Genomic DNA, 23,781 nt, shown 5'->3' on the forward strand with positions numbered 1-23,781 from the left:
TTCCGATTTTCCGCAGGGCGCCCCGCTGCCCTGCCACCTTGTCCCTCTTTCCCGTGGAGACCCTCCCGATGCTGCAACGCCTGGCCCGCACGGCCTCCCTCACCGCCGCCTTCGCCACCCTCGCCGCCACCCTGCTCGCCGCGCCTCCGGCCCTCGCCGAGACCGTGCGCTGGGCGCGCTCGACCGATGCCTCGACGCTCGATCCGCACGCGCTCAACAACGGCCCCAACCACAACCTGCTGCATCAGGTCTACGAGCCGCTGATCATCCGCACCGCCGAGGGCAAGCTGCTGCCGACGCTGGCGGCCTCCTGGCAGCGCACCGACGATCCCACCGTGTGGGAATTCCAGCTGCGCAAGGGCGTCAAGTTCCACGACGGCAGCCTCTTCACCGCCGATGACGTGGTCTTCTCCCTGCAGCGCGCCAGGGCCCCGACTTCGGACATGAAGTCCCTGCTGGTGTCGATCACCGAAGTCAGCAAGGTCTCGCCGTTCGTGGTGCGCATCAAGACCGCCGGCCCCAACCCGCTGCTGCCCGAGAGCCTGACCAATATCCAGATCCTGAGCGCGGCCTGGGCCAAGGCGCACAACGTCGAGCAGCCGCAGAACGCCTCCGCCAAGGAGGAGACCTACGCCACCCGCCATGAGAACGGCACCGGCCCCTATGTGATCGCGTCGCGCGAGCAGGACGTGCGCACCGTGCTGAAACTGTTCCCGCAGTACTGGGGACGCGGCCAGTTCCCGCTGGAGATCGACGAACTGGTGTACCTGCCGATCAAGTCGCCGGCCACGCGCGTGGCGGCGCTGCTGTCGGGCGAGGTCGACTTCGTGCAGGACCTGCCCATCCAGGATGCGGCGCGCCTGCGCGCCGAGCCGCGCCTGCGGGTCAACCAGGCCGCCGAGAACCGCGTGATCTTCTTCGGCCTCAACGTGGGCAGCGCCCCGCTCAAGTACGCCGACGTCAAGGACCGCAACCCGCTGGCGGACCGCCGCGTGCGCGAGGCCTTCCAGCTCGCGATCGACCGCAACGCCATCAAGACCGCGGTCATGCGCGGCCTGTCGGTACCGACCAACATCATCGCCCCGCCCTTCGTGCACGGCTACGACAAGGCCTTCGACGTGGTCGGCAAGAGCGACGTGGCACGCGCCAAGGCGCTGCTGGCCGAAGCCGGCTATCCCAACGGCTTCGCCATCACCCTGCATTGCACCAACGACCGCTACCTGAACGACGAGGCGATCTGCCAGGCCGCGGCCGGCTTCCTCGGCCGCATCGGCGTCAGGACCACGGTGGCCGCGCGTCCGCTGGCGCTCCAGACCGCGGCCATCAACAACCTGGACACCGACTTCTACCTGTACGGCTGGGGCGTGCCGACCTACGACTCGGCCTACATCTTCGACTACCTGGTGCATTCGCGCGGCAAGAACTCGCGCGGGGCGACCAACGCCACCCGCTACAGCAATGCCGAGCTGGATGCCAAGATCGTCTCGCTGGCCGCCGAGGGCGATGCGCGCCGGCGCGACGAGACCATCCGCAGCATCTGGACCACGGTGCAGAAGGAGCTGATCTACCTGCCGCTGCACGACCAGATCCAGACCTATGCGATGGTGCGCAAGCTCGACATCCCGGTGAATCCGTCGAACACGCCTTATTTCAAGCTGTTCAAGCTGGCCAAGGGATGACGCCGCCGCCCGCTCCCGCACAACCCACACGCCACACGCTACGCCGATGCTTGTCCATCTGATGCGCCGCCTGGGCCAGTCGCTGCTGGTGCTGCTGGCCGTCTCCTTCCTCTCCTTCCTGGTGTTCCGCCATCTCGGCGATCCCACCGTGAGCCTGCTGGGCGAAGATGCCTCGCTGGCGGAACGCCAGCGCCTGGTGGCCGAACTCGGCTTCGACCAGCCGGTGCCGGTGCAGTTCGCGCGCTATCTCGACAACGTGCTGCACGGCCGCTTCGGCATTTCCTACCGCGTGCGGCGCCCGGTCACCGAGGTCATCGCCGAGCGCGCGCCGGCCACGCTGGAACTGGCGGCGGTGGCCGCGCTCGTCGCCCTGCTCGGCGGCATCGTGCTGGGCGTGCGCGGCGCGCTGCGGCGCGACGGCTGGACCGGCCGGCTGCTGGCCGCCGCCTCGCTGGTGGGCGTGTCGCTGCCCACCTTCCTGATCGGCATCGGCCTGATCTACCTGTTCGCGGTCCGGCTGCACTGGCTGCCCTCGTTCGGGCGCGGCGAGGTGGTCATGCTGGGGGGCTGGAGCACCGGGCTGCTGACCGCCTCGGGCTGGCTGTCGCTGATCCTGCCGGTGGCCACGCTGGCCTTGTTCAAGCTCACCCTGATCCAGCGCCTGGTGCGCGCGGAGATGCTGGAAGCGATGCGCAGCGACTACGTGCGCTTCGCCCGTGCGCGCGGGCTCGGCGAGCGCCGCATCGTCTACGGCCACGCGCTGCGCAACACCCTGATCCCGGTGATCACCATCGCCGGGCTGCAGGTCGGCTCGCTGGTGGCCTTCGCCATCGTCACCGAGACGGTGTTCCAGTGGCCCGGCCTGGGCGCGCTGTTCATCGCCTCGATCCAGGCCGTGGACGTGCCGGTGATCGCCGCCTACCTGCTGCTGATCGCGCTGCTCTACGTCGTCATCAACCTGGTGGTCGACCTTGTCTACGCGCTGGCCGATCCGCGCCTGCGGCGCGCCTGAGTGTGCCTGTGCGATCGAGCGTGCCTGCACGCGCCGCCCCGTCCTCTCATCGCCAACGTTCCACCCTCCACCTTTCCCGCCCCGACATGAGCCAACCGCCTCTTCCACGCCCGGGCCTGCTGGCCCGCTGGCGCCAGTCCGACCACGCGGCACTGCGCACGCTGGCGCGCTCGCGCGCGGTGCAGGCCGCGCTGCTGACCCTGGGGCTGCTCCTGCTGGCAGCGCTGCTGGCGCCCTGGCTGGCACGGCAGAATCCCTTCGACCCGGCCGCGCTGGAACTGCTCGACGCCTTCACCCCGCCGTGGCGGCACGGCCCTTCGGGCGCCTTCTACCCGCTCGGCAGCGACGACCAGGGACGCGACCTGCTGTCGGCCATCCTCTACGGCCTGCGCGTCTCGCTGCTGGTCGGCGCCGCCGCGGTAGCGCTGTCGCTGCTGGCCGGCGTCGCGCTGGGGCTGCTGGCGGGCTATGCCGGCGGCTGGTTCGACGCCCTGGTGATGCGCGTGGCCGACATCCAGCTCACCTTCCCGGTGCTGCTGGTGGCGCTGCTGATCTTCGGCATCGCGCGCGGCCTGCTGCCGGAGGGCTATCGCGACGACATGGCGGTGTACGTCATCATCCTCGCCATCGCCCTGTCCGAGTGGGTGCAGTACGCGCGCACCATCCGCGGCGTGACCCTGGTCGAGAAACAGAAGGACTACATCGCCGCGGCGCGCATCAGCGGCCGCTCGCGCAACGCCATCCTGCTGGGCCACCTGCTGCCCAATATGCTGGCGCCCGTGCTGGTGATCGGCACGCTCAGCTTCGCCCTGGCCGTGGTGGCGGAATCCACCCTGTCCTACCTCGGCGTCGGCCTGCCGGCGACCCAGCCCTCGCTGGGCACGCTGATCCGCATCGGCCAGGCCTTCCTCTTCTCCGGCGAATGGTGGATCCTGCTGTTCCCCGCCCTCACCCTGCTCGCGCTGGCGCTGTCGGTCAACCTGCTCGGCGACTGGCTGCGCGACGCCTTCGACCCCAAGCTGCAATGACCACCCAAGCCCTGGCGCCGTGCGCGCCGCCGCCTCCCGCGCCCTCCTTGCCTTCCCCGCCCTCCAGCAGCGCGCCACCGCTGCTGCGCGTCGACGGCCTGTCGGTGCATTTCGACACCCCGCGCGGCCCGCTCAGCATCCTCGCCGAGGTCGGCTGCACGCTCGCGCCGGGCGAGATCCTCGGCGTGGTGGGCGAGTCCGGCGCCGGCAAGTCCATGCTGGGCAAGGCCATCGCCGGCCTGCTCGACCCCGGCGGCCATCTCGGCGCCGGCAGCATATGGCTGCGCGGCGAGCGCATCGACACGCTCGGCGCCGAAGACCGGCGCCGCCTGCGCGGCAAGCACATCGGCATGGTGTTCCAGGATCCGATGACCAGCCTCAATCCGGTGCTCACCATCGGGCGCCACCTGGAAGAGACCATCCGCACCCACCTGCCGCTGACGCCGTCGCAAGCACGCGAGCGCGCCCTGGCGCTGCTGCAGGCGGTCGGCATCGCGCAGGCGGAGGCCCGGCTGCGCCAATACCCGCACCAGCTCTCGGGCGGCATGCGCCAGCGCGTGGCCATCGCCCTGGCGCTGTGCGCCGACCCTGCCCTGCTGATCGCCGACGAGCCCACCACCGCGCTCGACGTCATCGTGCAGGCCCAGGTGATCGAGGTGCTGCGCCGCCTGTGCCGCGAGCGCGGCACCGCGCTGATGCTGGTCAGCCACGACATGGGCGTGATCGCGGGCGTGGCCGACCGCGTGATGGTGATGCGGGCCGGGCGCGTGGTCGAGAGCGGCCCGGTGGCCGAGGTGCTGGAGCACCCGCGCGCGCCGTACACGCGCGCACTGGTCGCCGCCATACCGCCGCTGGACCGGCGCCTGCGGCGACTGCCCACGCCCGACGACGCGGTGCCGCCCGCGCCGCTCGCCGTGGCCGCGCAGCCGGCACAGGCCGCACAGCCTTTGCCAACCGTGCACATGCCGGCCGGCGCCGCGCCGCTGCTGCAGGTGAGCGGCCTGTCGCGCCGCTTCGACCTGTCCGCCCCGTGGCTGTTGCGCACCCTGGCGCGCGAGCCGCGCCGCGTGCTGCAGGCGGCGCGCGAAGTCAGCTTCGCCATCCCGCGCGGCACCACCTTCGGGCTGGTGGGCGAGTCCGGTTCGGGCAAGAGCACCGTCGCCCGCATGATCGCCGGCCTGCTGCGCCCGAGCGCCGGCAGCGTGACGCTGGACGGCATCGATCCCTGGTCCGGCACGCAGGCCGCCGCCGCGCTGCTGGGGCGCTTCCAGATGGTGTTCCAGGATCCCTACGCCAGTCTCAACCCGCGCTGGCGCGTCGGGCGCATCGTCGCCGAGCCGCTGCTGGCGCTGCGGGCACGCGACGCGGCGCTGGATGCCGGCGCGATACGCGAGCGGGTGGCCCAGGCGCTGCAGCGCGTGCGCCTGCCGGCCGATGCGGCGCGGCGCTACCCGCACCAGTTCTCCGGCGGCCAGCGCCAGCGCATCGCGCTGGCGCGCGCGCTGGTCAGCCGGCCCGACTTCCTGATCTGCGACGAGCCCACCTCCTCGCTCGATGTCTCAGTGCAGGCGCAGGTCCTCAACCTGATGCGTGACCTGCAGGATGAGCTGGGCCTGACCTATCTGCTGATCAGCCACAACCTGGCAGTGATCCGCCAGATGTGCGACCAGGTGGGCGTGATGCAGGCGGGCGAGCTGGTCGAATGCGGTCCGGCCGGAGCCGTGCTGGACACGCCGCGCCACCCCTATACGCGCCGCCTGCTGGCGGCAGTGCCCGACCTGGGGCACGGACGGCGGCCGCTGGCCGCCAGAGCCTGAAGCAGGGAGGAGCAGCGCAGGGCGGGGCAGGCCGGGCAGGCGTCCTCAATGCACCCGCGGGAAGCCGTGCCGTTCGGCCAGCAGGTCGAGGATACGCCGCGTATCGGTGACGAAGCGCAGCACGCCATGGACATGCGCGTCGGCCGGCGGCGCGGCGTCGCCATCCAGCACCAGTACCGGCAGGCCCTGGTTGTCGGGGCCGAGCACGGCCGCCACGGCGGCGCGCGGCCGCGCGAACGGCACGCGCACGATCTCCAGGCGCGCCGCGCGCGCCGGGTCGGCGGCCAGCAGCCCTTCGATGGGCAGGCAGTCGGGGCAGACGAAGCGCTCGCCCGGACGAGCGGCATCGGTGAATCCGGGTTCCAGCAGGAAAAGGCGGTCGCGGCTCATGGTGGTCGGTGATAGCGGTGGACTGGGTCGAGGATGGATGTGATCGGGCGTGGCGGCGGCATGGCTGCCCGCCGCCACGCCCGGACTCAGAAGGTGCGCCCTTCCTTCAGGCGGGTGGTCTCGCCGTTCAGGTCATGGGCACCCGGCACCTGCGTCTTGTGCCGCAGCGGGTTGTGGCTGGAGACGGCGCGCCGCGGCGCGCGCTGGTCGAGATCTCTTGCTTTGTTCATGTCATGGCTCCTGGTGCCGCCGCCGGCCATCCCGCCGGGGCCTGTGGATATGGCCGCCCGCTCGAAGTGGTCGGCGGCGAAGAACGGTGGTCAGGCCGCCTGCCGGGCCGGCGCCGTGGCGTCCTGCATCACCGGCGCATGAAGCGGCACCTGATGCGGCACCTGATGCGGCAGCGGCAACGGCAGCACCGCATCGAGCAGGCGGCGCGTGGCCGCGTGCCGGGCAGGATCGTGCAGCGCGGCGCTGGCGAAGCGGTCGACGATGCGCCCGCGCTCCATCACCGCGATGCGGTCGCAGAACGAGGCCACCACGCCGAGGTCATGGCTGATGAACAGGTAGGTCAGGTCGAGCTCGTCGCGCAGGCGCCGCAGCAGTGCCAGCACCTGTGCCTGGATGGAGACGTCCAGCGCCGAGGTCGGCTCGTCCAGGATCACGCAGGCCGGGCGCGGCGCCAGCGCCCGCGCGATGCCGATGCGCTGGCGCTGCCCGCCCGAGAACTCGTGCGGGTAGCGCGCCAGGTGCTGTGCCTGCAGTCCGACGTGCTCCAGCGCCTGCGCGGCCAGTGCCTGCGCCTGGGCGGCGTTGCGCGCCACGCCCAGGCGCAGCAGCGGATCGGCGATCTGCGCGCCGATGGTGCGGCGCGGATTGAGCGAGGCACCGCTGTCCTGGAAGACGAACTGCACGTCGCGCCGGAAGCCCGCCAGCGCGCGCCCGTGCAAGGCGGTGACGTCCTGGCCGCCGGCCAGCACGCTGCCGCCGGAGGGTTCCAGCAGGCGTGCCGCGAGACGCGCCAGGGTCGACTTGCCCGAGCCCGATTCACCGATCAGGCCGAGGATCTCGCCACGCCGCAGCGCCAGGTCGGTGGGCTGCAGGGCGACCACCTCGTCCGCGCCACGCCGCAGCCAGCCGCCGACACCGCCGCCGCCAGCGCTACCGAAGCGGCGGCCGATACCGCGCAGCGCGAGCACCGCGCCGTCGCCCTGCCCCGGCGCGCCCGCCTCGTACGCCGGCACGGACACCGACGCCGGCTCCGGCGCCCTGCCCTGCGGCACGGCCGCCAGCAGGGCGGCCGTGTAAGGATGATCGGGCGCGCGCAGCACGTCGGCCGTGCGGCCGTGCTCGACCACGCGGCCGGCCCGCAGCACCGCCACGCGCTCGCTCAGGTAGGACACCACGCCGAAGTCGTGGGTGATCAGCAGGATGGCGGTGCCGTCCTCGCGGTGGAGATCGCGCAGCAGGTCCAGGATCTGCTTCTGCACGGTCGGATCGAGCGCCGTGGTGGGTTCGTCGGCGATCAGCAGCCGCGGCCGCGCCATCACTGCCATGGCGATCAGGATGCGCTGGCGCATGCCGCCCGACAGCTCGTGCGGGTAGGCGCGCAGCACCCGCCCCGGCTCGCGTATGCCGACCCGCTCCAGCCAGCTGCCCGCGGTGGCGGCGGCCTGCGCGCGGCCCAGGCCGAGCCGGTAGCGCAGCCCTTCGGCCATCTGCTCGCCGATGCGGAAGGACGGGTCGAGCGAAGACAGTGAATTCTGGAAGACGATGCCGATGCCCTGCCCGCGCACCGTGTTGTGCTCGGCTTCGCGCAACCCGAGCAGTTCGCGCCCGTCGAAGCGCACCTGGCCCCAGGCGCGGCAGCCGCGTGCCGGCAGCAGGCCCATCACGGCGGCAGCGGTCAGGCTCTTGCCCGAGCCCGACTCGCCCACCACGGCCACCACCTCGCCGGCGCCGACCTCCAGGTCCACCCCGTGCAGCACGCGCTGCGGCCCGTGCGCGCCGGTGAATTCGATGCCGAGCTGGCGGATGCTGAGGAGACTCATCGCAGGCTTCCTTGCCGGCCCGTGCCGGCGTTTCGCGTTGTCATGGAGGCCGGGCCCGGCTCAGTCGCGCGGATCCAGCGCATCGCGCAGGCCGTTGCCCAGCCAGTTGAATGACAGCGCCAGCACCACGATCACCAGTGCCGGCGCGGTCGCCACGTGCGGCGCGCCCAGCACCATCACCTGCACGCCTTCGGCCGCCATGCGGCCCCAGTCGGCCTGCGGCGGCTGCGTGCCGAGGCCGAGGAAGCTGAGCCCGGCCTGGAACACGATCATGCCGCCCACCAGCGTGGTGCCGTAGACCACGGCACCGCTGGCCACATTGGGCAGCAGCTCGCGCAGCAGCACGGCGGCGGCGCCGGCGCCGCCGGCGCGGGCCGCTTCCAGGTACTCCTTGTCGCGCTCGGCCCGTACCGCGGCATAGACCACGCGCGTCAGGTAGGGCGTGGCCGCCGCGACCACCGTCAGCGCCACCGCCCAGGTGCCGGGCCCGAGCGCGGTGGCCAGGCCGATGGCCAGCAGCACCATGGGGAAGGCGAACAGGATGTCGATGATCCGCATGATCAGCGCCGACCAGGGATTGCGGTAGTAGCCCGCCAGCAGGCCCAGGGCCAGGCTCAGCAGCACCGCCAGCACCACCGGCGGCAGGCTGCCGAGCAGTGCGCGGCGGCCGCCCCACAGCAGGCGGCTGGCGATGTCGCGCCCCTGCGCGTCCAGCCCGAGCAGGTGGTGCGCCGTGCCAGGCGGCGCCAGCCGCTGCAGCGGATCGGCGGCGTCCGGATCGAAGGGCGCCAGCCAGGGCGCGAGCAGCGTGGCCGCCAGCACCAGCAGGATCAGCGCGAGCCCGGCCAGCGCCAGCCGGTTGCCGGCGAAGCGCCGCCACGCCGGGCGCGGAGCACCGCCGGCGGCGTCCGGCGCCGGTGTTGGTGTGGGTGCCGATGTTGGTGCCGGTGTCGGCGCCGATGTGAACTCGGTCGACGGCATGTTCACGGCTGCCCCTGTGCGACGCCCCCGCGCAGGCGCGGATTGAGCAGGTCGAGCGCGATGTCGGTGGCCAGGTTGACGGCGATGAAGCACGCCGTCACCAGCATCACGCCGGCCTGGATCATCGGATAGTCCTTGCCGGCGGCGGCGTTGTAGAGCTGGGTGCCGATGCCCGGCCAGTTGAAGACGTTCTCGACGAAGATCACGCCGGACAGCAGGTAGCCGATCTGCAGCCCGGTGACATTGAGCACCGGCGGCAGCAGGTTGCGGCCCAGGTGGCGCCCCAGCAGCACGCGCCGCGGCAGCCCCTGGGCGCGGAAGGTGCGCAGGTAGTCGGAGCCGAGGATCTCGATGACCTGCGCGCGCACCAGCTGCGCCAGCACCAGCATGGAGATCAGCGCGGCCGACAGCGCCGGCAGCACCAGGTGGTGCAGCAGGTCGGGCCAGTCCTGCTCGCCGCGCATGTCGTACATGCCCGAGACTGGGAACCACTGCAGCTTGACGCCGAACACCCAGATCAGCAGCAGTCCCGACCAGAACACCGGGAAGTTGTGCCCGACCTGGATCAGCAGCATGGCGGCGCCGTCCAGCCAGGTGCCGCGCCGCAGGCCGCTGGCCACCCCCACCGCCACGCCCCCGGCCAGGCACAGCAGCACCGCCGCCCCGGCCAGCACCAGCGTGTTGGCGAAGCTGCGCCCCAGCACCTCGAACACCGGCGTGCGCAGCACCAGCGAAGTGCCCCAGTCGCCGGCGGCCAGGTGCTGCAGCCAGAGGCCGTACTGCACCCAGACCGGGCGGTCGAGCCCGTACTCGCGCCGGATGGCGTCGAGCGAATCCTGCGTCAGCGTGCCGCCCAGCGCATTGGTGATGGGATCGCCGCCGCCGGCATGGGCAGCCAGGAACACCAGCACCGAGACCACCAGGAAGATGGGCAGGGCCTGCAGCAGGCGCAGCACGATGGCGCGGCTCATTTCTGCAGCGAGACCCGGGTCAGGTCGTAGAAGTTCTGCGCCGGCACGTTGAAGCCCTGCACCTTGGGGCTGCTGGCGAAGTGGTTGCGGAAAGTCACCAGCGGCACGAACAGGGCCTCGCGCTGCGCCAGCCCGTTGGCCTGCTTCCAGGCCGCCAGCGCCGCGCCTTCGCTGGTCTGCGCGGTGGCCTTGGCGATCGCCTGCGCCACCGCCGGGTCGACCACCTTCTCGCCGCCGCCGCGCGTGACCACGTAGCCGTCGTAGGCCAGCTTCAACCAGTAGGGCGTGACGAAGCCCCACTCCATGGTGAACAGGCCGGTCTCCGGCGCCAGGTTGGCCAGCTTGCTGGTGTAGGTGAGCCACTCCTGCGAGACCACGTCGACCTTGATACCGACCTTGGCGAGATCGCGCTGGATCCATTCGATCGACGGCTGGTTGGCCACGTCGGTGATGATCGTGAAGTGGACCTCGCCGTCCTTGTAGCCGGCCTGCTGCAGCAGCTTGCGCGCGCGCACCGGATCGTAGGGATAGTCGCGCTGGGCCGGATCGTAGGCGCTGTTGCCGATGTTGTAGAGGCTGTAGGCGGCCTGCGCGCGGCCCTTGAAGATGGTGCGCGCCAATCCCTCGCGGTCGATCGCCAGCAGCACCGCCTGCCGCACCGCGAGCTTGCTGGTGTAGGGATTGCGGTAGTTCCAGCTCAGGAACAGTTCGCCGGCGGTGGTGCTGTCGTGTACGGTGTAGCCACTCTTCTCCAGGCCGTCGGCGGCATCGGCCGGCACGCGCGTGAGGATATCGATCTCGCCCGAGCGCAGCGCCGCCAGGCGGGTCGCGTCGTCCTGGATGGGACGGAAGATGATGCGGTCGAGCAGCGGACGCGGGCCCCAATACTGCTCGTTGCGCACCAGCACGGTCTTCTCGCCGTGCACGCGCTCGACGAACTTGTAGGGTCCGGTGCCGGTCGGGTGCAGCGCCAGCCCGTCCTGGCCGTACTTCTTCAGCGCCTCCGGGCTGAAGATGCCGGAAACGTAGTTGCCTTGCGGCAGCAGCCGCGGGAAATCGGTGAACGGTCCCTTGAAGACGAACTGTACGGTGTAGTCGTCGACGACCTTCAGTTCCTGCAGGTTGCCGTAGACCGGCTTCATGGTCGCCGCCGCGCGCACGTCGTAGTACTCGAAGGCGGGATCGGTGAAACGGCGCACGTTGAAGCGCACCGCCTGGGCATTGAAATCGGTGCCGTCATGGAACTTGACGCCGCGGCGCAACTGGAAGGTGAAGGTGCGCGCATCGGGACTGGCCTGCCAGGCGGTGGCCAGCGCCGGCACCAGCGGCGGCGGTCCCGCCTTGGCCGGATGGGACAGGTCCTCGGCCAGCAGCGACTCGTAGATGTGCTTGTCGACGCGGTAGGTCTCCCACGAATACTGCCGGTTCGGGTCGTAGACGGTGGGCTCCTGGTACTGGCCCACCACCAGCGTGCCGCCAGTCTTGGGCTTGGCCTGCGCCATCGCCGTGCCACCGGCCACCACACCCCACGCCAGCAAGCCGGCCCCCGCCAGCGCCGACAGGCGCAGGCCCGCGCGCCGGCCGCGCTGCGCGCGCAGGCCCCGCGCGATGCGCGACAACAACCCAACCGCCATGATCCTCGACTCCTTTGCAATAACGTGGGGAAAAGTCTAAGCAGACAAGCCTGCCATCCCAACGAAGGATTCCGGATTTGCTCATGCCGGCGCGCACCGGCCTGCAGCCAGCGGCCGGCGGCCGGCAGCTGTGGACCGGCGGCTATGGACCGGCGGCATCGGGCGCGGCGGCGATCAGCGCGCGCGTATAGGGATGCGACGGCGCCTGCCAGAACTCCGGCTGCGCGCCGCCGTCGACGATGCGCCCGGCCTGCATCACCATCACCCGGTCGGCCAGGTAGCGCACCACCGCCAGGTCGTGCGAGATGAACAGGTAGGCCAGGCCGAACTCTGCCTTCAACTCGACCAGCAGGTTGAGGATCTGCGCCTGGATCGACACGTCGAGAGCCGACACCGGTTCGTCGCAGACCACCAGCGCCGGGCGCAGCAGCAGCGCGCGGGCGATGCCGATGCGCTGGCGCTGCCCGCCGGAAAACTCATGCGGGTAGCGCGCCAGCGCGCCGGCCGGCAGGCCGACCCGGTCGAGCATGGCCAGCACGGCCTGCCGGCGCAGGCGCGCATCGCGCTCACCGTGCACGCGCAGCAGGGTGTCGAGCGCGTCGCCGACGGTGCGGCGCGGATTCAGCGAGGCCTGCGCATCCTGGAAGATCATCTGCATGCGCGGGCGCAGCGCGCGCAGCGCCGCGGGTGCCAGCGTGCCCAGCTCGGCGCCGTCCAGCCGCACCTGCCCGGCGCTGGCCGGCAGCAGCTGCAGGATGGCCTTGCCGAGCGTGGACTTGCCGCAGCCCGATTCGCCGACCAGCCCGAGCGTTTCGCCGGCCGCGAGCGTGAAGGACACGCCGCGCACGGCATGGATGGATTCGCCGCGGCGAACGTGGTGCACGTGCAGGTCCTGCACCGAGAGCAAGGAAGACATAGAGGCAGGTCAGGCCAGCGCAGTGGAGAGGGATGTGCCAGCCGGTACAGGTACAGGTACAGGCGCGGGCGCGGGCGCGGGCGCCGACGCTGCCGCCGCGCGCAGGACCGGCACGCAGGCCACCAGGCGGGCATCGGCCGCGCCGCCCGGCAGCGGCCGCGGCTCGGGCGGACTCGCGCCGCAGCCGGTCTCCGCCTGGGCACAGCGTGGCGCGAACGGACAGCCGCTGGCCTGCGCGGCCGAGGAAACGCTGCCGGGGATCTCGTCGAGCGGGCCGTCGCGGTAGAAGCGCTGCTGCGCCAGGCGCAGCGAGGCGCGCAGCAGGCCGCGCGTATAGGGGTGGGCGGGCGCGGCGAACAGCGCCTGCGCCCCGCCCTCCTCCATCTTGCGTCCGGCGTACATCACCACCACGCGGTCGGCCCACTGTGCCACCAGGCCGAGATCGTGCGTGATCAGCAGCAGCGCCATCGACAGCTCGCGGCGCAGCCGGTCGAGCAGGCCGAGGATCTCCGCCTGGATGGTGACGTCGAGCGCGGTAGTGGGCTCGTCGGCGATCAGCAGGCGCGGCCCGCAGGCGATCGCCATGGCGATCATCGCGCGCTGGCGCTGCCCGCCCGAGAGCTGGTGCGGATAGGCATCGTGCTGGCGCGCCGGCTCGGGCAGGCGCACCAGGTCGAGCAGCTCCACCGCGCGGGCACGCGCCGCTCGGCGTGACAGGCGCTGGTGGCAATGCAGCACCTCGGCGATCTGCGCGCCGATGGTCTGCACCGGATTGAGCGCGCTCATCGGCTCCTGGAACACCATGCCGATGTCGCGCCCGCGCAGCGCGCGCAGTGCCGCCGGCGGCAGCCCGAGCAGCTCGCGGCCGTCGAGCCGCACGCTGCCGGCGGCAATGTGTCCGGGCCGGGGCAGCAATTGCATCAGCGCCAGTGCCGTGGCCGACTTGCCGCAGCCGGACTCGCCGACCAGGGCCAGTGTCTGCCCGGCCTCGACGGCGAAGTTCAGCGCATGCACCACCGGCTGCGCGCCGAAAGCGATGCGCAGGCCTTCGACTTCCAGCAGCGCGCTCATCGCTGGCTCCGGAGTGGGCGGCGGCGGGCGCCGCCATGGGGGTCGATGGTGTGGTTCATGCTTGGCGCAGGCGCGGATTGAGGGCGTCGTTGAGGGCATCGCCGACCAGGTTGAGCGACAGCACGGCGACGATGATGGCGCCGCCCGGCAAGGCGGTCAGGTACCAGGCGCTGCGCAGCACCTCGCGTCCGGCGCCGATCATGCTGCCCCAGCTCACCACGTTCGGATCGCCCATGCCGAGGAAGGACAGCGCCGACTCGATCAGGATGGCGCTGGCCACCATCACCGAGATGGTGACGATCACCGGCGGCAGCGCATTGGGCAGGATCTCGGCGAAGATGATGCGGCGGCTGCGATAGCCCAGGCTGCGCGCGGCCAGCACGAAGTCGGCCTCGCGCAGCGTACGGAACTCGGCGCGCACCAGGCGCGCCACCGTGGGCCATGAGGCCAGCCCGATCGCCAGCGCGATGGTGCTCACCGAGGGCCCGGCGATGGCCACGATGACGATCACCAGCAGGAAGCCGGGCACCGTCTGCACCAGTTCGACCAGGCGTGTCAGCAGCGCGTCGGCGAGGCCGCCGAAGTAGCCCGCCAGCGCGCCCACCACGGTGCCGATGACCAGGCTGAGCGCGGCCGCGGCCAGGCCGACCAGCAGCGACACGCGCGCGCCGTGCACGATGCCGGCCAGCACGTCGCGCCCGAGCGAGTCGGTGCCGAGCGGATAGGCCGGATCGGCGCCCGGCCACAGGAAGGGCTGCGCCACCATGTCGAGCGGATCGCCGGGGAACAGGTGCCCGGCCAGCAGCGCGAGCAGGCCCAGCGCCAGCAGCACCAGCAGGCCGGCGACGCCGGCCGGGTTGCGCAGGAAGATGCGCAGCGCGCCGCTGCGCGCGGCCGCGGCGGGCAGCGGCGCCGGGGCGGTGCCGGCCACCGCGATGGTGGCCGCGCCGGCGGGAACAGGAATCGGTTTCGCCATCGGGTCTTGCTCCTTGCGGTGACGGGGATGGGGATGGGGATGGTGGCGATGCAGGGGCGCGGCGGCGCGCCTCACGCCGCCTTGATGCGCGGATCGAGCCAGGCCTGCAGCAGGTCGACCAGCACATTGGCCAGCACCACCAGGAAGGACGACAGCAGCAGCACGCCGAGCAGCACAGGGAAATCGCGCGCCAGCACCGCCTCCAGCGCCAGGCGGCCGAGGCCGGGCCAGCTGAACACGGTCTCCACCACCACCGTGCCGCCCAGCAGCGCGCCGAAGTGCATGCCGGCCATGGTGGTGATCGGCAGCAGCGCGTTGCGCAGCACGTGGCGCAGCGTCACGCGCCACGGATGCAGGCCCTTGGCCTGCGCCGTGCGCACGAAGTCCAGCCGCTGCACCTCCAGCATGGCCGCACGCGTCAGGCGCGCGTAGATGGCGATATAGAAGGAGGCCATGGCCAGCGCCGGCAGCAGCAGGTGGCGCGCCACGTCGGCGGCGTGCGCCAGCCCGCCCAGGCCGGCGCCGATGGTGGCGGTGCCCTCGCTCGGCAGCCAGCCCAGCCGCACCGAGAACAGCACGATGGCCATCAGGCCGATCCAGAAGCCCGGCACCGAGTACAGCAGCAGCGCGGACAGGGACAGCAGGCGATCGGTCCAGCCGCCCGCGCGCGCCGCCATCACGGTGCCGGCGGCCACGCCGAGCGCGAGCGCCAAGGTCAGCGCGGCGCCGGTCAGCAGCAGCGTATTGGGCAGGCGGGCCAGGATCATGTCCGCCACCGGCATGTTGTAGCGCGGCGAGAAGCCCAGGTCGAGATGTGCCAGCCCCCACAGGTAGCCCAGCAGGCGGTGCAGCAAGGGCTGGTCCAGGCCGAAACGCGCGCGCAGCAGGGCCATGGTGGCCTCGGTGGCCGAACCGGACTCGCCGGCCAGCACGTCGGCGGCGTCGCCCGGGGCGAGCTGCAGCAGCAGGAAGTTGAACACCACCACCAGCAGTGCGGTCGGCAGCGCGCGCCACAGCACCCGCCGCAGCACCGCGGCGACGCGGCGCGCCGGGGTGGCGGGCGCGGTGACAGGCGCGGCAGGCGCGCCGGGCGCGGCGGTCGGCGATTGCGCTTCGCTAGGCATGGCCGCCCTACTTGTCCAGGTAGACGTCGGCCAGGTTGGACTCGACGCCGTCCGCGGTCAGCGAGTGGTCGCGCACGCGCTTGTTGGCGATGGTGATGAACTGCGGCGAGACCAGGTTCAGGTCAGGCACCTCGCGTCCGACGATCTGCTGGAACTGGCGGAACAGCGTCACGCGCCGCGCCGGCTCGTTCTCCACGGCAGCCTCTTCCAGCAGCTTGTCCACCTCCGCATTGGCATAGTGCGTGCCATTCGAGAAAGGCACGCCCTTCTTGAAGTTCTTCGACCAGTACAGGCGCTGCACGCCGACCGTGGGGTCGAACAGGTTGCTGGCGCCGTTGACGGTGAAGTCGAAGTCGCGGTCGGTGTAGATGCGCTTGACGAAGGCCGGCAGGTCCTGCGAGCGGATCGCCACCTCGATGCCCACGCGCCCCAGCGCCGAGCGCAGATAGTCCGCCAGGCGCTTGCCGTCCTCGCCGATCGGGTTGTAGTCGAGCGTCACGCGGAAGCGCGGCGCCGAACCCTGGCGTGCATAGCCGGCCTCGTCGAGCAGGCGGTTGGCGGCCTGGATGTCGAAGGGGTAAGGCGTCGGCGCGCCGTCATGGAAGGCCGACAGGCCCGGCGCGATGGGCGAGGCGGTGCGGGTGCCGTAGCCGTAGTAGACGGTCTTCAGCACCACGTCGCGGTTGACCGCCTGCGCCACCGCCTGGCGCACCTTGAGGTTCTTGAAGTAGGGATTGTCGAGGTTGAACTCCAGCCGCGTCACGTTGAACGAGTAGCTGTTGCCCTTGGTCTCGAAGACCAGGCTCGGCACCGTCTTCAGGCGCGCCAGGTCCGACAGCGGCACCGGCGTGCGGTAGCCGAGGTCGACCGCGCCGGTCTCGAAGGCGATGGCGCGTGCGGCCGGGTCGGGAATGAACTTGACCACGAGGCGGTCGACGTAGGGCTTGGGCTTGTCCCAGTAGTCGGGGTTGCGCTCGTAGACGATGTGGCTGCCGCGCACCCACTCCTTGAAGCGATAGGGCCCGGTGCCTACCGGCGCGCCGTTGTACGGGTTGGAGACCGGGTCGGCGTGCTCGTAGAGGTGCTTGGGCACGATCGGCGACTCGGTCGCGGCGAGCGCCTTGATCAGGTAGGGCGCGGGCCTGGACAGCACGATCACCGCGGTGTACGGATCGGGCGTGCGCACCTCGGTGACGTTGGCGAAGGTGCTGCTGCCGCGCGGGTGCACCTTCTTCAGCAACTGGATGGAGAACGCGACGTCGGCCGCCGTGAAGTCCTTGCCGTCGTGCCACTTGACGCCGCGGCGCAACTGGAAGGTGTACTGCTTGCCGTCCGCGCTGACCTGCCAGGCGGTGGCAAGCTGCGGGCGCGGCGTCAGGTCGTAGCCGTAGGCCAGCAGGCCCTCGGTCACCTTGGCGCTGACGCTCAGCGCCGGCGTGGCCACGTTGGCCAGCGACACCAAGGTCGGTGGCTCGTAGTTCAGCAGCAGCGTCAAGGTGCCGCCGCGCACCGGCTGGGCGGAGGGCGCGCCGGGCACGGCGGCGGTGGTAGCAGCGGTGGCGGCGCTGGCCGCGACGGCGAAGCTGCCGGCGATCAGCGGCAGGAGGGTGCGGCGCAGCGCGCGCGCGGGCAGGAAAACTCGGGTCATCGGCAAGAGTTCAGCGTGGGACCATGCGTGGAATCACGCTTGGGGCCAGCAAGGCTGGCTGGGTGAGTCGGATCGGCGCGGCCGCGGAACACGCGGCCGCTGCATCGGTTTGCGTGGGAGCGTGGGTCAGGCGCCTCCCTGCGGCACGGCCTCAGCGCCGCTGGCACTACCAGGCGCGCCGTAGCGGGCGTGCGCCGCGGCCGCGCTGACCAGGCCGTTGCGCACGTCTGCGGCCAGGCGTGCCGGCTCGCGGCGGGCCGGCGCGCCGATGCCGCCGCCGCCCGGCGTCTGCACCACCAGGCGCTCGCCGGCCGGCACCACCTGGCGGCCCTTGCCGCGCAGCGGCGTGCCCGAGGCCAGCGCCACCGTGCCGGGCGCGCCGGCCTCGCCGCCATCGGCGCCGCGCGCCGGGTACAGCAGGCGGTCCCAGGCGGCGGCCAGCACCATCGGCTCGCCGTCGCCGTGCGCCACCTCGATGACCTGGCCCAGGCCGCCGCGCCACTGCCCGGCGCCGCCCGAGTCGGGGCGGTACTCCTTGCGCCAGAACACCAGCGGGCTTACGGTTTCCAGCACCTCCACCGAGACATTGCGCACGCCGCTCGGGAACGAGGTGGTCGACAGGCCGTCCTTGCCGGGGCGCGCGCCGGTGCCGCCGGTGGAGAAGCTGGTGATGGCGAAGGGCCGGCTGCGCATCAGCGCGCCGGCGGCGTCACCGGCCAGCGGCTGGCCGCCGGAGAGCTGCAGGTTCCACAAGCTGGAAGCGCCCTCGGCGGGCACCGCCTCGGCACGGGCCTGGCGCAGGCAGCCGAACACCACGTCGGGCAACATCTGGCCGACGATATGGCGCGCGGTCACGGCGGCAGGAAAGGGCGCGTTGAGGATCGAGCCCTCCGGCGCCAGCACCTGCACCGGCGCCAGCGAGCCGGCGTTGTTGGGGATGTCGGCGCCGATCAGGCAGCGCACGCCGAAGGAGGTATAGGCATCGGTATAGGCCTTGGGCACATTGATGCCGCGTGCCACCATCGGCGACGAGCCGGCGAAATCGACGCGGATACCCTCGCCGGAGATGGTCAGGCGCGCGCGCAGCGTCAGCGGCGACTCGTAGCCGTCGATGGTCATGCTGGTTTCCCAGCTGCCCTGCGGCCAGGCGGCGATGGCCTCGCGCATGGCCTGGGCCGAGCGCGCGATGATGTACTCGCCGGCCGGCTGCAGCGAGGCCAGGCCGAACTCGTCGAACAAGGCCAGCAGGCGCCGCGCGCCGATCTCGTTGCAGGCCACCAGCGCGTGCAGGTCGCCCACCACCTGCACCGGCTCGCGCACATTGGCGCGCACGATATCGAACACCGCCCGGTTCGGCTCGCCCGCCTCGAACAGCTTCAGGATCGGCAGGAACAGGCCCTCGTGGTACACCTGCGTGCCGTCCGGGCCCGCGCCGATGCCGCCGATGTCCACCACGTGCAGCGTCGAGGCGAACAGCGCGACCACCTCGCCCTGGCGCAGCACCGGCGTCACCATGGTCATGTCGAACAGGTGCCCGGTGCCCTTCCACGGGTCGTTGGTCAGGTAGACGTCGCCGGCGCGCATCTGCGCGGTGGGAAAAGCCAGCAGGAAATGCCTGACCGACTCGGCCATGGAGTTGACGTGGCCGGGCGTGCCGGTGACGGCCTGGGCGACCATGCGCCCGTCGGGCAGGAACACGCCGGCCGAAAGGTCGCCGGCTTCGCGCGTGGAGGTGCCGAAGGCGGTGCGGATCAGGGTCTGCGCCTGTTCCTCGACCACCGACAGCAGCCGGTTCCACACCAGCTGGTGGCGCAGCGTGTCGCGCGCGCCGCCCTCGCCGGGACCGGGCCGGGAGGCGAATGCGGGCAGGGGGGCGTTCATTGCAGCACCTCCGCGCCAGCCGTTGCCTCGGCCACGGCGGCCGCCGCCTGCGCCGCTTCCACGGCGTCCAGCACGAGGTGGCCATCGCCGTCCAGCACGAAGCGGAAGCCCGCCGGCACCACCGTGGTGGTCTCGTCCTCGACCACCAGGGCCGGGCCGTCCACTGCCACCCCCGGGGGCAGCACGGTACGCTCGTACACCGGTATCCCGCGCGCCGCGCCGCTGCCGGCCTCGACCACCACGCGCACGCCCTGGGCGACGGCACGGCGCGCCGGCGTGCCGGCCGCGGCAGCAGTCCCCGCGGCATCCAGCCGCGGCGCCGCCGTGCTGACGTTGACCGACCAGCTGATCACCTCGACCGGATTGCCGGGCAGCGTGCGCGCATACAGCGCGGCGTAGGCCGCCTCGAAGGCGGCGGCCAGCACCTGGGCATCGGCGCTGCCGAGCGCGCCGGCCGGCACCTCCACCGGAATCTCGTGGCCCTGCCCCGCATAGCGCATATAAGCCAGGCGTTGCACTGCCAGCGCGTGGCCGGGCGCCGCCTGCGCCACGATGGCGCGCGCGCTGCCGGCGAGCTGTTCGAGCACCGCATTGGCGGCGTCCGCGTCGAAGGCATCGAGGCGCTGGTAGAAGCTGCGCACCGCCTGGTAGGCGATCGGCGCCCACAGGAAGCCCAGCGCCGAACCGACCCCGGCCGACTGCGGCACCACCACGCGGCGGATGCCGAGGCGCCGCGCCAGCGCCGCCGCGTGCAGCGGGGCGGCGCCGCCGAAGGCGACCAGCGTATAGTCCTCCACCGTCTTGCCCAGCTCGCTGGCATGCACGCGCGCGGCATTGGCCATGTTCTCGGTGACGATCTCGGCCACCGCCAGCGCCGCATACTCCGGCGCCGCCTCCAGCGCCGGCGCGATGCGCGCCTGCAGCGCGCGGCGCGCCAGCTCCGGCTGCAGGGCCACCTTGCCGGCGGCGAAGCGGGCCGGATCGAGCACGCCGAGCACGGCGTTGGCGTCGGTCACGGTCGGCTCGGCGCCGCCCAGGCCATAGCTGGCCGGGCCGGGATCCGAGCCGGCGCTGTCCGGGCCCACCTGCACCCGGCCGAGCGCATCGATGCGCGCCACCGAACCGCCCCCCGCGCCGATCTCCACCATCTCGATGACGGGGATGCGGATCGGCAGGCCGGAGCCTTTCAGGTGCCGGTGCACGCGGCCGAATTCGAAGCTGCGCGTGATCTGCGGCTGGTAGTCGTCGATGAAGCAGATCTTGGCGGTGGTGCCGCCCATGTCGAAGGACAGCGCGCGCGCGATACCGGACTGCTCGGCCACGCGGCGCGACAGCACCGCGCCGCCGGCGGGGCCGGACTCGACCAGGCGCACCGGCTGGGCGATGCCCGCCTCGATATTGGTGATGGCGCCGCCCGAGGTCATCAGGAACAGCGGACTGCGCAGGCCCAGCGCGGCCACGCGCGCGCGCAGCCGCTCCAGGTAGCCGGCCACCTGCGGCTGCACATAGGCGTTGGCGCAGGTGGTGGAAAGACGCTCGTACTCGCGGATCTCCGGGCACACCTCGGAAGACAGCGACACCCACAGCCGCGGCGCCAGCTCGCCCAGGATGGCGCGGATGCGCTGCTCGTGGATGGGATTGGCGTAGCCGTGCAGCAGCGTCACCGCCACGCTCTCGACCTGCGCCTCGAGCAGCTGCGGCACCAGCGCCGCCACCGCCGCCTCGTCCAGCGGCAGCAGGGTGCGCCCCTTGCCGTCGATGCGCTCGGGCACGCCGAAGCGCAGGTAGCGCGGCACCAGCGGCGCGGGCTTGTCGAGAAAGATGTCGTACTGGGCGAAACGGTCCTCCCATCCGATCTCGACCAGGTCGCGGAAGCCCTCGGTGGTGATCAGCGCGGTGCGGGCGCCCTTGCGCTCGATCAGCGCATTGGTGGCAAGGGTGGTGCCGAGGATGAACAGATCGACCTGGGCCAGCGTCAGGCCGGCGCTGGCGAGCAGCTCCTGCACCCCCTGGATGACGCCGTTCTCGGGCGCCTCGGGCGTGGTCAGCACCTTGCTGGTGTAGCGGCGCGCGCCGGCCAGCAGCACGGTATCGGTGAAAGTGCCGCCGACGTCGACGGCCAGCCGGATGCCGGCGCCGTCCGGCAGGGAATCTTGTGCGTGCATGTCGCAGAGTGTGATGGGAAGGATGGGCCTGCGCGCGGGCACGGCGGGGCCGCGCACTCGACCGGGACCGCGACAGCGGAAAGCGCCGGCGCCCCGGCGAGACCGCACGGAGGCACGCGACGCGCCTTGCAGAGGGGAACGACGAGACGGCGGCGCCCTGCCGGCGGACACGGTGGCGAGCCGCCGCGCCGCGCAGGAAGCCGGGCCAGCTTAGACGCGCGGCCGGCCTCGGCGGAACGAAGCATTCCGTGCTTGCTTATGCGCCGCCACAGGTGATGGATATGCGTATTGCTTCGTTCGGGATGCCGCCCGGCGGCACAGCCGAGGCGCACGGGGATGCCGGCGCACCGCACGGGCACGCCTGCGGATCGCCTGCGCCTTCCCCGGCGATCCGGCGGCCCGGCCGCTGGCGCGCTGCGGCGCCACGGTGTCCCTGCGCATGTGACGCCGGCGTCCGGCGGCGCATGTCGATAGCCGTTTTTATTGGTTCGCTTTTGCCGGCCGCCCCCGCATAGTGGGCTCCTGATGGCTATAGACGGCAATGCCCCCCGGCGCCGCCGCCAACCAAGGAGACCCCCATGACGGCCGAACTTCTCGACAAGCCCTTGCACGCCGACCTCGAAGCGGCACGCCGCGCCGGCGCGGCCGCCGGCCTGCCCTATGCCGGCAGCGTCACGCCGCAACAGGCGTGGGCGCTGCACAGCGCCGGCGAGGCGGTGCTGGTGGACGTCCGCTCGGCGGAGGAACGCAAATTCGTCGGGCAGGTGCCCGGCACCCTGCACGTGGCCTGGGCCAGCGGCACCAGCCTGACGCGCAACCCGCGCTTCGTGCGCGAACTGGAAGCCAAGACCGGCAAGGAGGCCGCGATCGTGCTGCTGTGCCGCAGCGGCAAGCGCTCCGCGCTGGCCGCCGAGGCCGCGGCCAAGGCCGGCTTCACACAGGTCTTCAACGTGCTGGAAGGCTTCGAGGGCGACCTCGACGAGGCCGGCCAGCGCGGCACCCGCAACGGCTGGCGCTTCCACCGCCTGCCCTGGCTGCAGGACTGAGCCTGCCCGGCGGCGCCGGCTGGCGCGGCGGCCGCAGCGGTGGCGGCACCGCAGTAAACACTGCAGTAAGCACCGCAGCAGGCATCGCAGGAATCGACGCAAGGACCAACCAGACGGAGGAAGTGCTGTGACGGTGTTCGATGTGGCCAAGGTGGTCGACGACCTGCAGGATCTGCGCCAGCGCTGGCGCGAGGCGCAGCGGCGCTCGCTGGAACCCGGCGGGCGTGAGCTGCCGGCGCGCGAGACGCTGTCCCAGGTCATCGACACCCTGAAGGGGGTGCTGTTCCCGATGCGGCTGGGCCCGCCCGACCTGCGCCAGCAGACCGAGAACTTCTACGTCGGCCATGCGCTCGACGCCGCGCTGCACGGCCTGCTGGCGCAGGCCCGCCTGGAGCTGCACCACAAGGCGCGCCACGACAACGCCGACCCGGCCGGCATCGAAGCGCGCGCGGTCGCGGCGGTGCACGCGTTCGCCGGCCGGCTGCCGGCCATCCGCGTGCTGCTCGACAGCGATGTGCTGGCCGCCTACCACGGCGACCCCGCCGCGGGCAGCGTGGACGAGGTACTGCTGTGCTACCCGGGCATCCTCGCCATGATCCACCACCGCATCGCGCACGAACTGTACGGGCTCGGGCTGCCGCTGCTGGCACGCATCCTGTCGGAGCTGGCGCATGCGGCCACCGGCATCGACATCCATCCCGGCGCCCGCATCGGCGCGGGCTTCTTCATCGACCATGGCACCGGCGTGGTGATCGGCGAGACCGCCGTGATCGGCGACCGCGTGCGGGTCTACCAGGCGGTGACGCTGGGTGCCAAGCGCTTCCCGCGCGACGCCGCCGGGCACCTGGAGAAGGGCTACCCGCGCCATCCCATCGTCGAGGACGATGTGGTCATCTATGCCGGCGCCACCATCCTCGGACGCGTCACGCTCGGCCGCGGCGCGGTGATCGGCGGCAATGTGTGGCTGACCGAGAACGTGCCGGCCGGCGCGCACGTGACGCAGGCGGTGTCGCGCCACGAAACTCGCCACGAAACTCGCCACGAAACGCGCCATGAAGCGCGGCACGGCAGCGGCGATGGCGCGGCCGCGCATACCCTCGGCAACGCGGCCGGAGCACTGGCGGGGCCCTCGCCATGAGTGCGCTGATCCGCGACTTCGGCGCCCGGGTGCGCCGCCTGCGCGAGACCCACGCGTGGTCGCAGGAACAGCTGGCCGAGCGCGCCGGGCTCAACCGCTCCTACGTGGGCGAGATCGAGCGCGGCACCGTGATCGCATCCATCGTCACCGCGGAGAAGCTGGCGCGCGCCCTGCACGTGCCCATCGCGACACTGCTGCCCGGCGCCGCGCTGCTGTCCTGAGCGCGGCGGCGCCCCCCTCCGCGAGCGCCCGC

18 protein-coding genes and 1 pseudogene are annotated in these 23,781 nt (G+C 72.0%); 7 read left to right on the forward strand and 12 right to left on the reverse strand.

The genetic code is table 11. The features are described 5' to 3' along the window. Positions 1–68 precede the first annotated feature (68 nt). The 4 genes from BKK81_RS19310 (at position 69) to BKK81_RS19325 (ending at position 5,536) form a co-directional block, all read left to right on the forward strand. Complete coding sequence (locus tag BKK81_RS19310) at positions 69–1,679, forward strand: ABC transporter substrate-binding protein (protein WP_071016874.1); 1,611 nt, start codon at positions 69–71, stop codon at positions 1,677–1,679. A gap of 46 nt (positions 1,680–1,725) precedes the next feature. Then, positions 1,726–2,691: an ABC transporter permease gene (locus tag BKK81_RS19315; protein WP_071016875.1), complete on the forward strand. Its 966-nt coding sequence runs from the start codon at positions 1,726–1,728 to the stop codon at positions 2,689–2,691. Positions 2,692–2,777: 86 nt separating this feature from the next. After that, the gene (locus tag BKK81_RS19320) at positions 2,778–3,719 is read left to right on the forward strand and encodes an ABC transporter permease (RefSeq protein WP_071016877.1); all 942 of its coding nucleotides are present in this window, start codon (positions 2,778–2,780) and stop codon (positions 3,717–3,719) included. Further along, positions 3,716–5,536 (forward strand): dipeptide ABC transporter ATP-binding protein, encoded by a 1,821-nt coding sequence (locus tag BKK81_RS19325; RefSeq protein ID WP_083384264.1) that lies wholly within the window; start codon positions 3,716–3,718, stop codon positions 5,534–5,536. Before BKK81_RS19320 ends, BKK81_RS19325 begins: the two co-directional genes overlap by 4 nt. Positions 5,537–5,581: 45 nt before the next feature. Here the strand turns inward: BKK81_RS19325 and BKK81_RS19330 are convergent, their stop codons facing one another. The 12 genes and pseudogenes from BKK81_RS19330 to BKK81_RS19385 form a co-directional block, all read right to left on the reverse strand. After that, positions 5,582–5,926 (reverse strand): DUF3088 domain-containing protein, encoded by a 345-nt coding sequence (locus BKK81_RS19330; protein WP_071016879.1) that lies wholly within the window; start codon positions 5,924–5,926, stop codon positions 5,582–5,584. Between the two features lie 86 nt (positions 5,927–6,012). Then, positions 6,013–6,156 (reverse strand): hypothetical protein, encoded by a 144-nt coding sequence (locus tag BKK81_RS35495; protein ID WP_156811393.1) that lies wholly within the window; start codon positions 6,154–6,156, stop codon positions 6,013–6,015. A 90-nt stretch (positions 6,157–6,246) separates the two neighbouring features. Then, a complete protein-coding gene (locus BKK81_RS19335) occupies positions 6,247–7,977 on the reverse strand; it encodes a dipeptide ABC transporter ATP-binding protein (RefSeq protein WP_071016881.1) in 1,731 nt (576 codons plus the stop codon). 60 nt (positions 7,978–8,037) lie between these two features. Then, a complete protein-coding gene (locus BKK81_RS19340) occupies positions 8,038–8,958 on the reverse strand; it encodes an ABC transporter permease (protein ID WP_083384265.1) in 921 nt (306 codons plus the stop codon). 2 nt (positions 8,959–8,960) lie between these two features. Then, positions 8,961–9,929 carry an ABC transporter permease gene (locus BKK81_RS19345; protein ID WP_071016883.1) on the reverse strand — a complete coding sequence of 323 codons (969 nt, stop codon included), beginning with the start codon at positions 9,927–9,929 and terminating at the stop codon, positions 8,961–8,963. Then, positions 9,926–11,563: an ABC transporter substrate-binding protein gene (locus tag BKK81_RS19350; RefSeq protein WP_071016885.1), complete on the reverse strand. Its 1,638-nt coding sequence runs from the start codon at positions 11,561–11,563 to the stop codon at positions 9,926–9,928. The genes BKK81_RS19345 and BKK81_RS19350 overlap by 4 nt, the downstream gene beginning before the upstream one ends. Before the next feature lie 142 nt (positions 11,564–11,705). Then, positions 11,706–13,550: pseudogene (locus tag BKK81_RS37090) on the reverse strand (ABC transporter ATP-binding protein). Between the two features lie 55 nt (positions 13,551–13,605). Beyond that, positions 13,606–14,526 (reverse strand): ABC transporter permease, encoded by a 921-nt coding sequence (locus BKK81_RS19365; protein WP_083384266.1) that lies wholly within the window; start codon positions 14,524–14,526, stop codon positions 13,606–13,608. 71 nt (positions 14,527–14,597) lie between these two features. Continuing rightward, the gene (locus BKK81_RS19370; protein ID WP_083384267.1) at positions 14,598–15,650 is read right to left on the reverse strand and encodes an ABC transporter permease; all 1,053 of its coding nucleotides are present in this window, start codon (positions 15,648–15,650) and stop codon (positions 14,598–14,600) included. Between the two features lie 7 nt (positions 15,651–15,657). Continuing rightward, the gene (locus BKK81_RS19375; protein WP_083384268.1) at positions 15,658–17,298 is read right to left on the reverse strand and encodes an ABC transporter substrate-binding protein; all 1,641 of its coding nucleotides are present in this window, start codon (positions 17,296–17,298) and stop codon (positions 15,658–15,660) included. A gap of 126 nt (positions 17,299–17,424) precedes the next feature. Further along, positions 17,425–19,179, reverse strand: coding sequence for a hydantoinase B/oxoprolinase family protein (locus BKK81_RS19380; RefSeq protein WP_083384269.1), 1,755 nt, complete (start codon positions 19,177–19,179; stop codon positions 17,425–17,427). Next, positions 19,176–21,344 carry a hydantoinase/oxoprolinase family protein gene (locus BKK81_RS19385; protein WP_071016890.1) on the reverse strand — a complete coding sequence of 723 codons (2,169 nt, stop codon included), beginning with the start codon at positions 21,342–21,344 and terminating at the stop codon, positions 19,176–19,178. Before BKK81_RS19385 ends, BKK81_RS19380 begins: the two co-directional genes overlap by 4 nt. Positions 21,345–21,922: 578 nt before the next feature. Between BKK81_RS19385 and BKK81_RS19390 the strand changes: the two genes are divergently transcribed. From BKK81_RS19390 to BKK81_RS19400, 3 genes are all read left to right on the forward strand, one after another. Then, on the forward strand, positions 21,923–22,390 hold the full coding sequence (locus tag BKK81_RS19390) for a rhodanese-like domain-containing protein (protein WP_071016892.1): 468 nt from the start codon (positions 21,923–21,925) through the stop codon (positions 22,388–22,390). A gap of 127 nt (positions 22,391–22,517) precedes the next feature. Then, positions 22,518–23,528, forward strand: a complete 1,011-nt coding sequence (epsC, locus tag BKK81_RS19395) for a serine O-acetyltransferase EpsC (RefSeq protein ID WP_083384270.1) — start codon at positions 22,518–22,520, stop codon at positions 23,526–23,528. Continuing rightward, complete coding sequence (locus tag BKK81_RS19400) at positions 23,525–23,749, forward strand: helix-turn-helix domain-containing protein (protein ID WP_071016894.1); 225 nt, start codon at positions 23,525–23,527, stop codon at positions 23,747–23,749. The genes epsC and BKK81_RS19400 overlap by 4 nt, the downstream gene beginning before the upstream one ends. Positions 23,750–23,781 lie beyond the last annotated feature (32 nt).

Origin of the sequence: Cupriavidus sp. USMAHM13 (genome assembly GCF_001854285.1) — a bacterium.
In the GTDB taxonomy this organism is placed as follows: Bacteria; Pseudomonadota; Gammaproteobacteria; order Burkholderiales; family Burkholderiaceae; genus Cupriavidus; species Cupriavidus malaysiensis.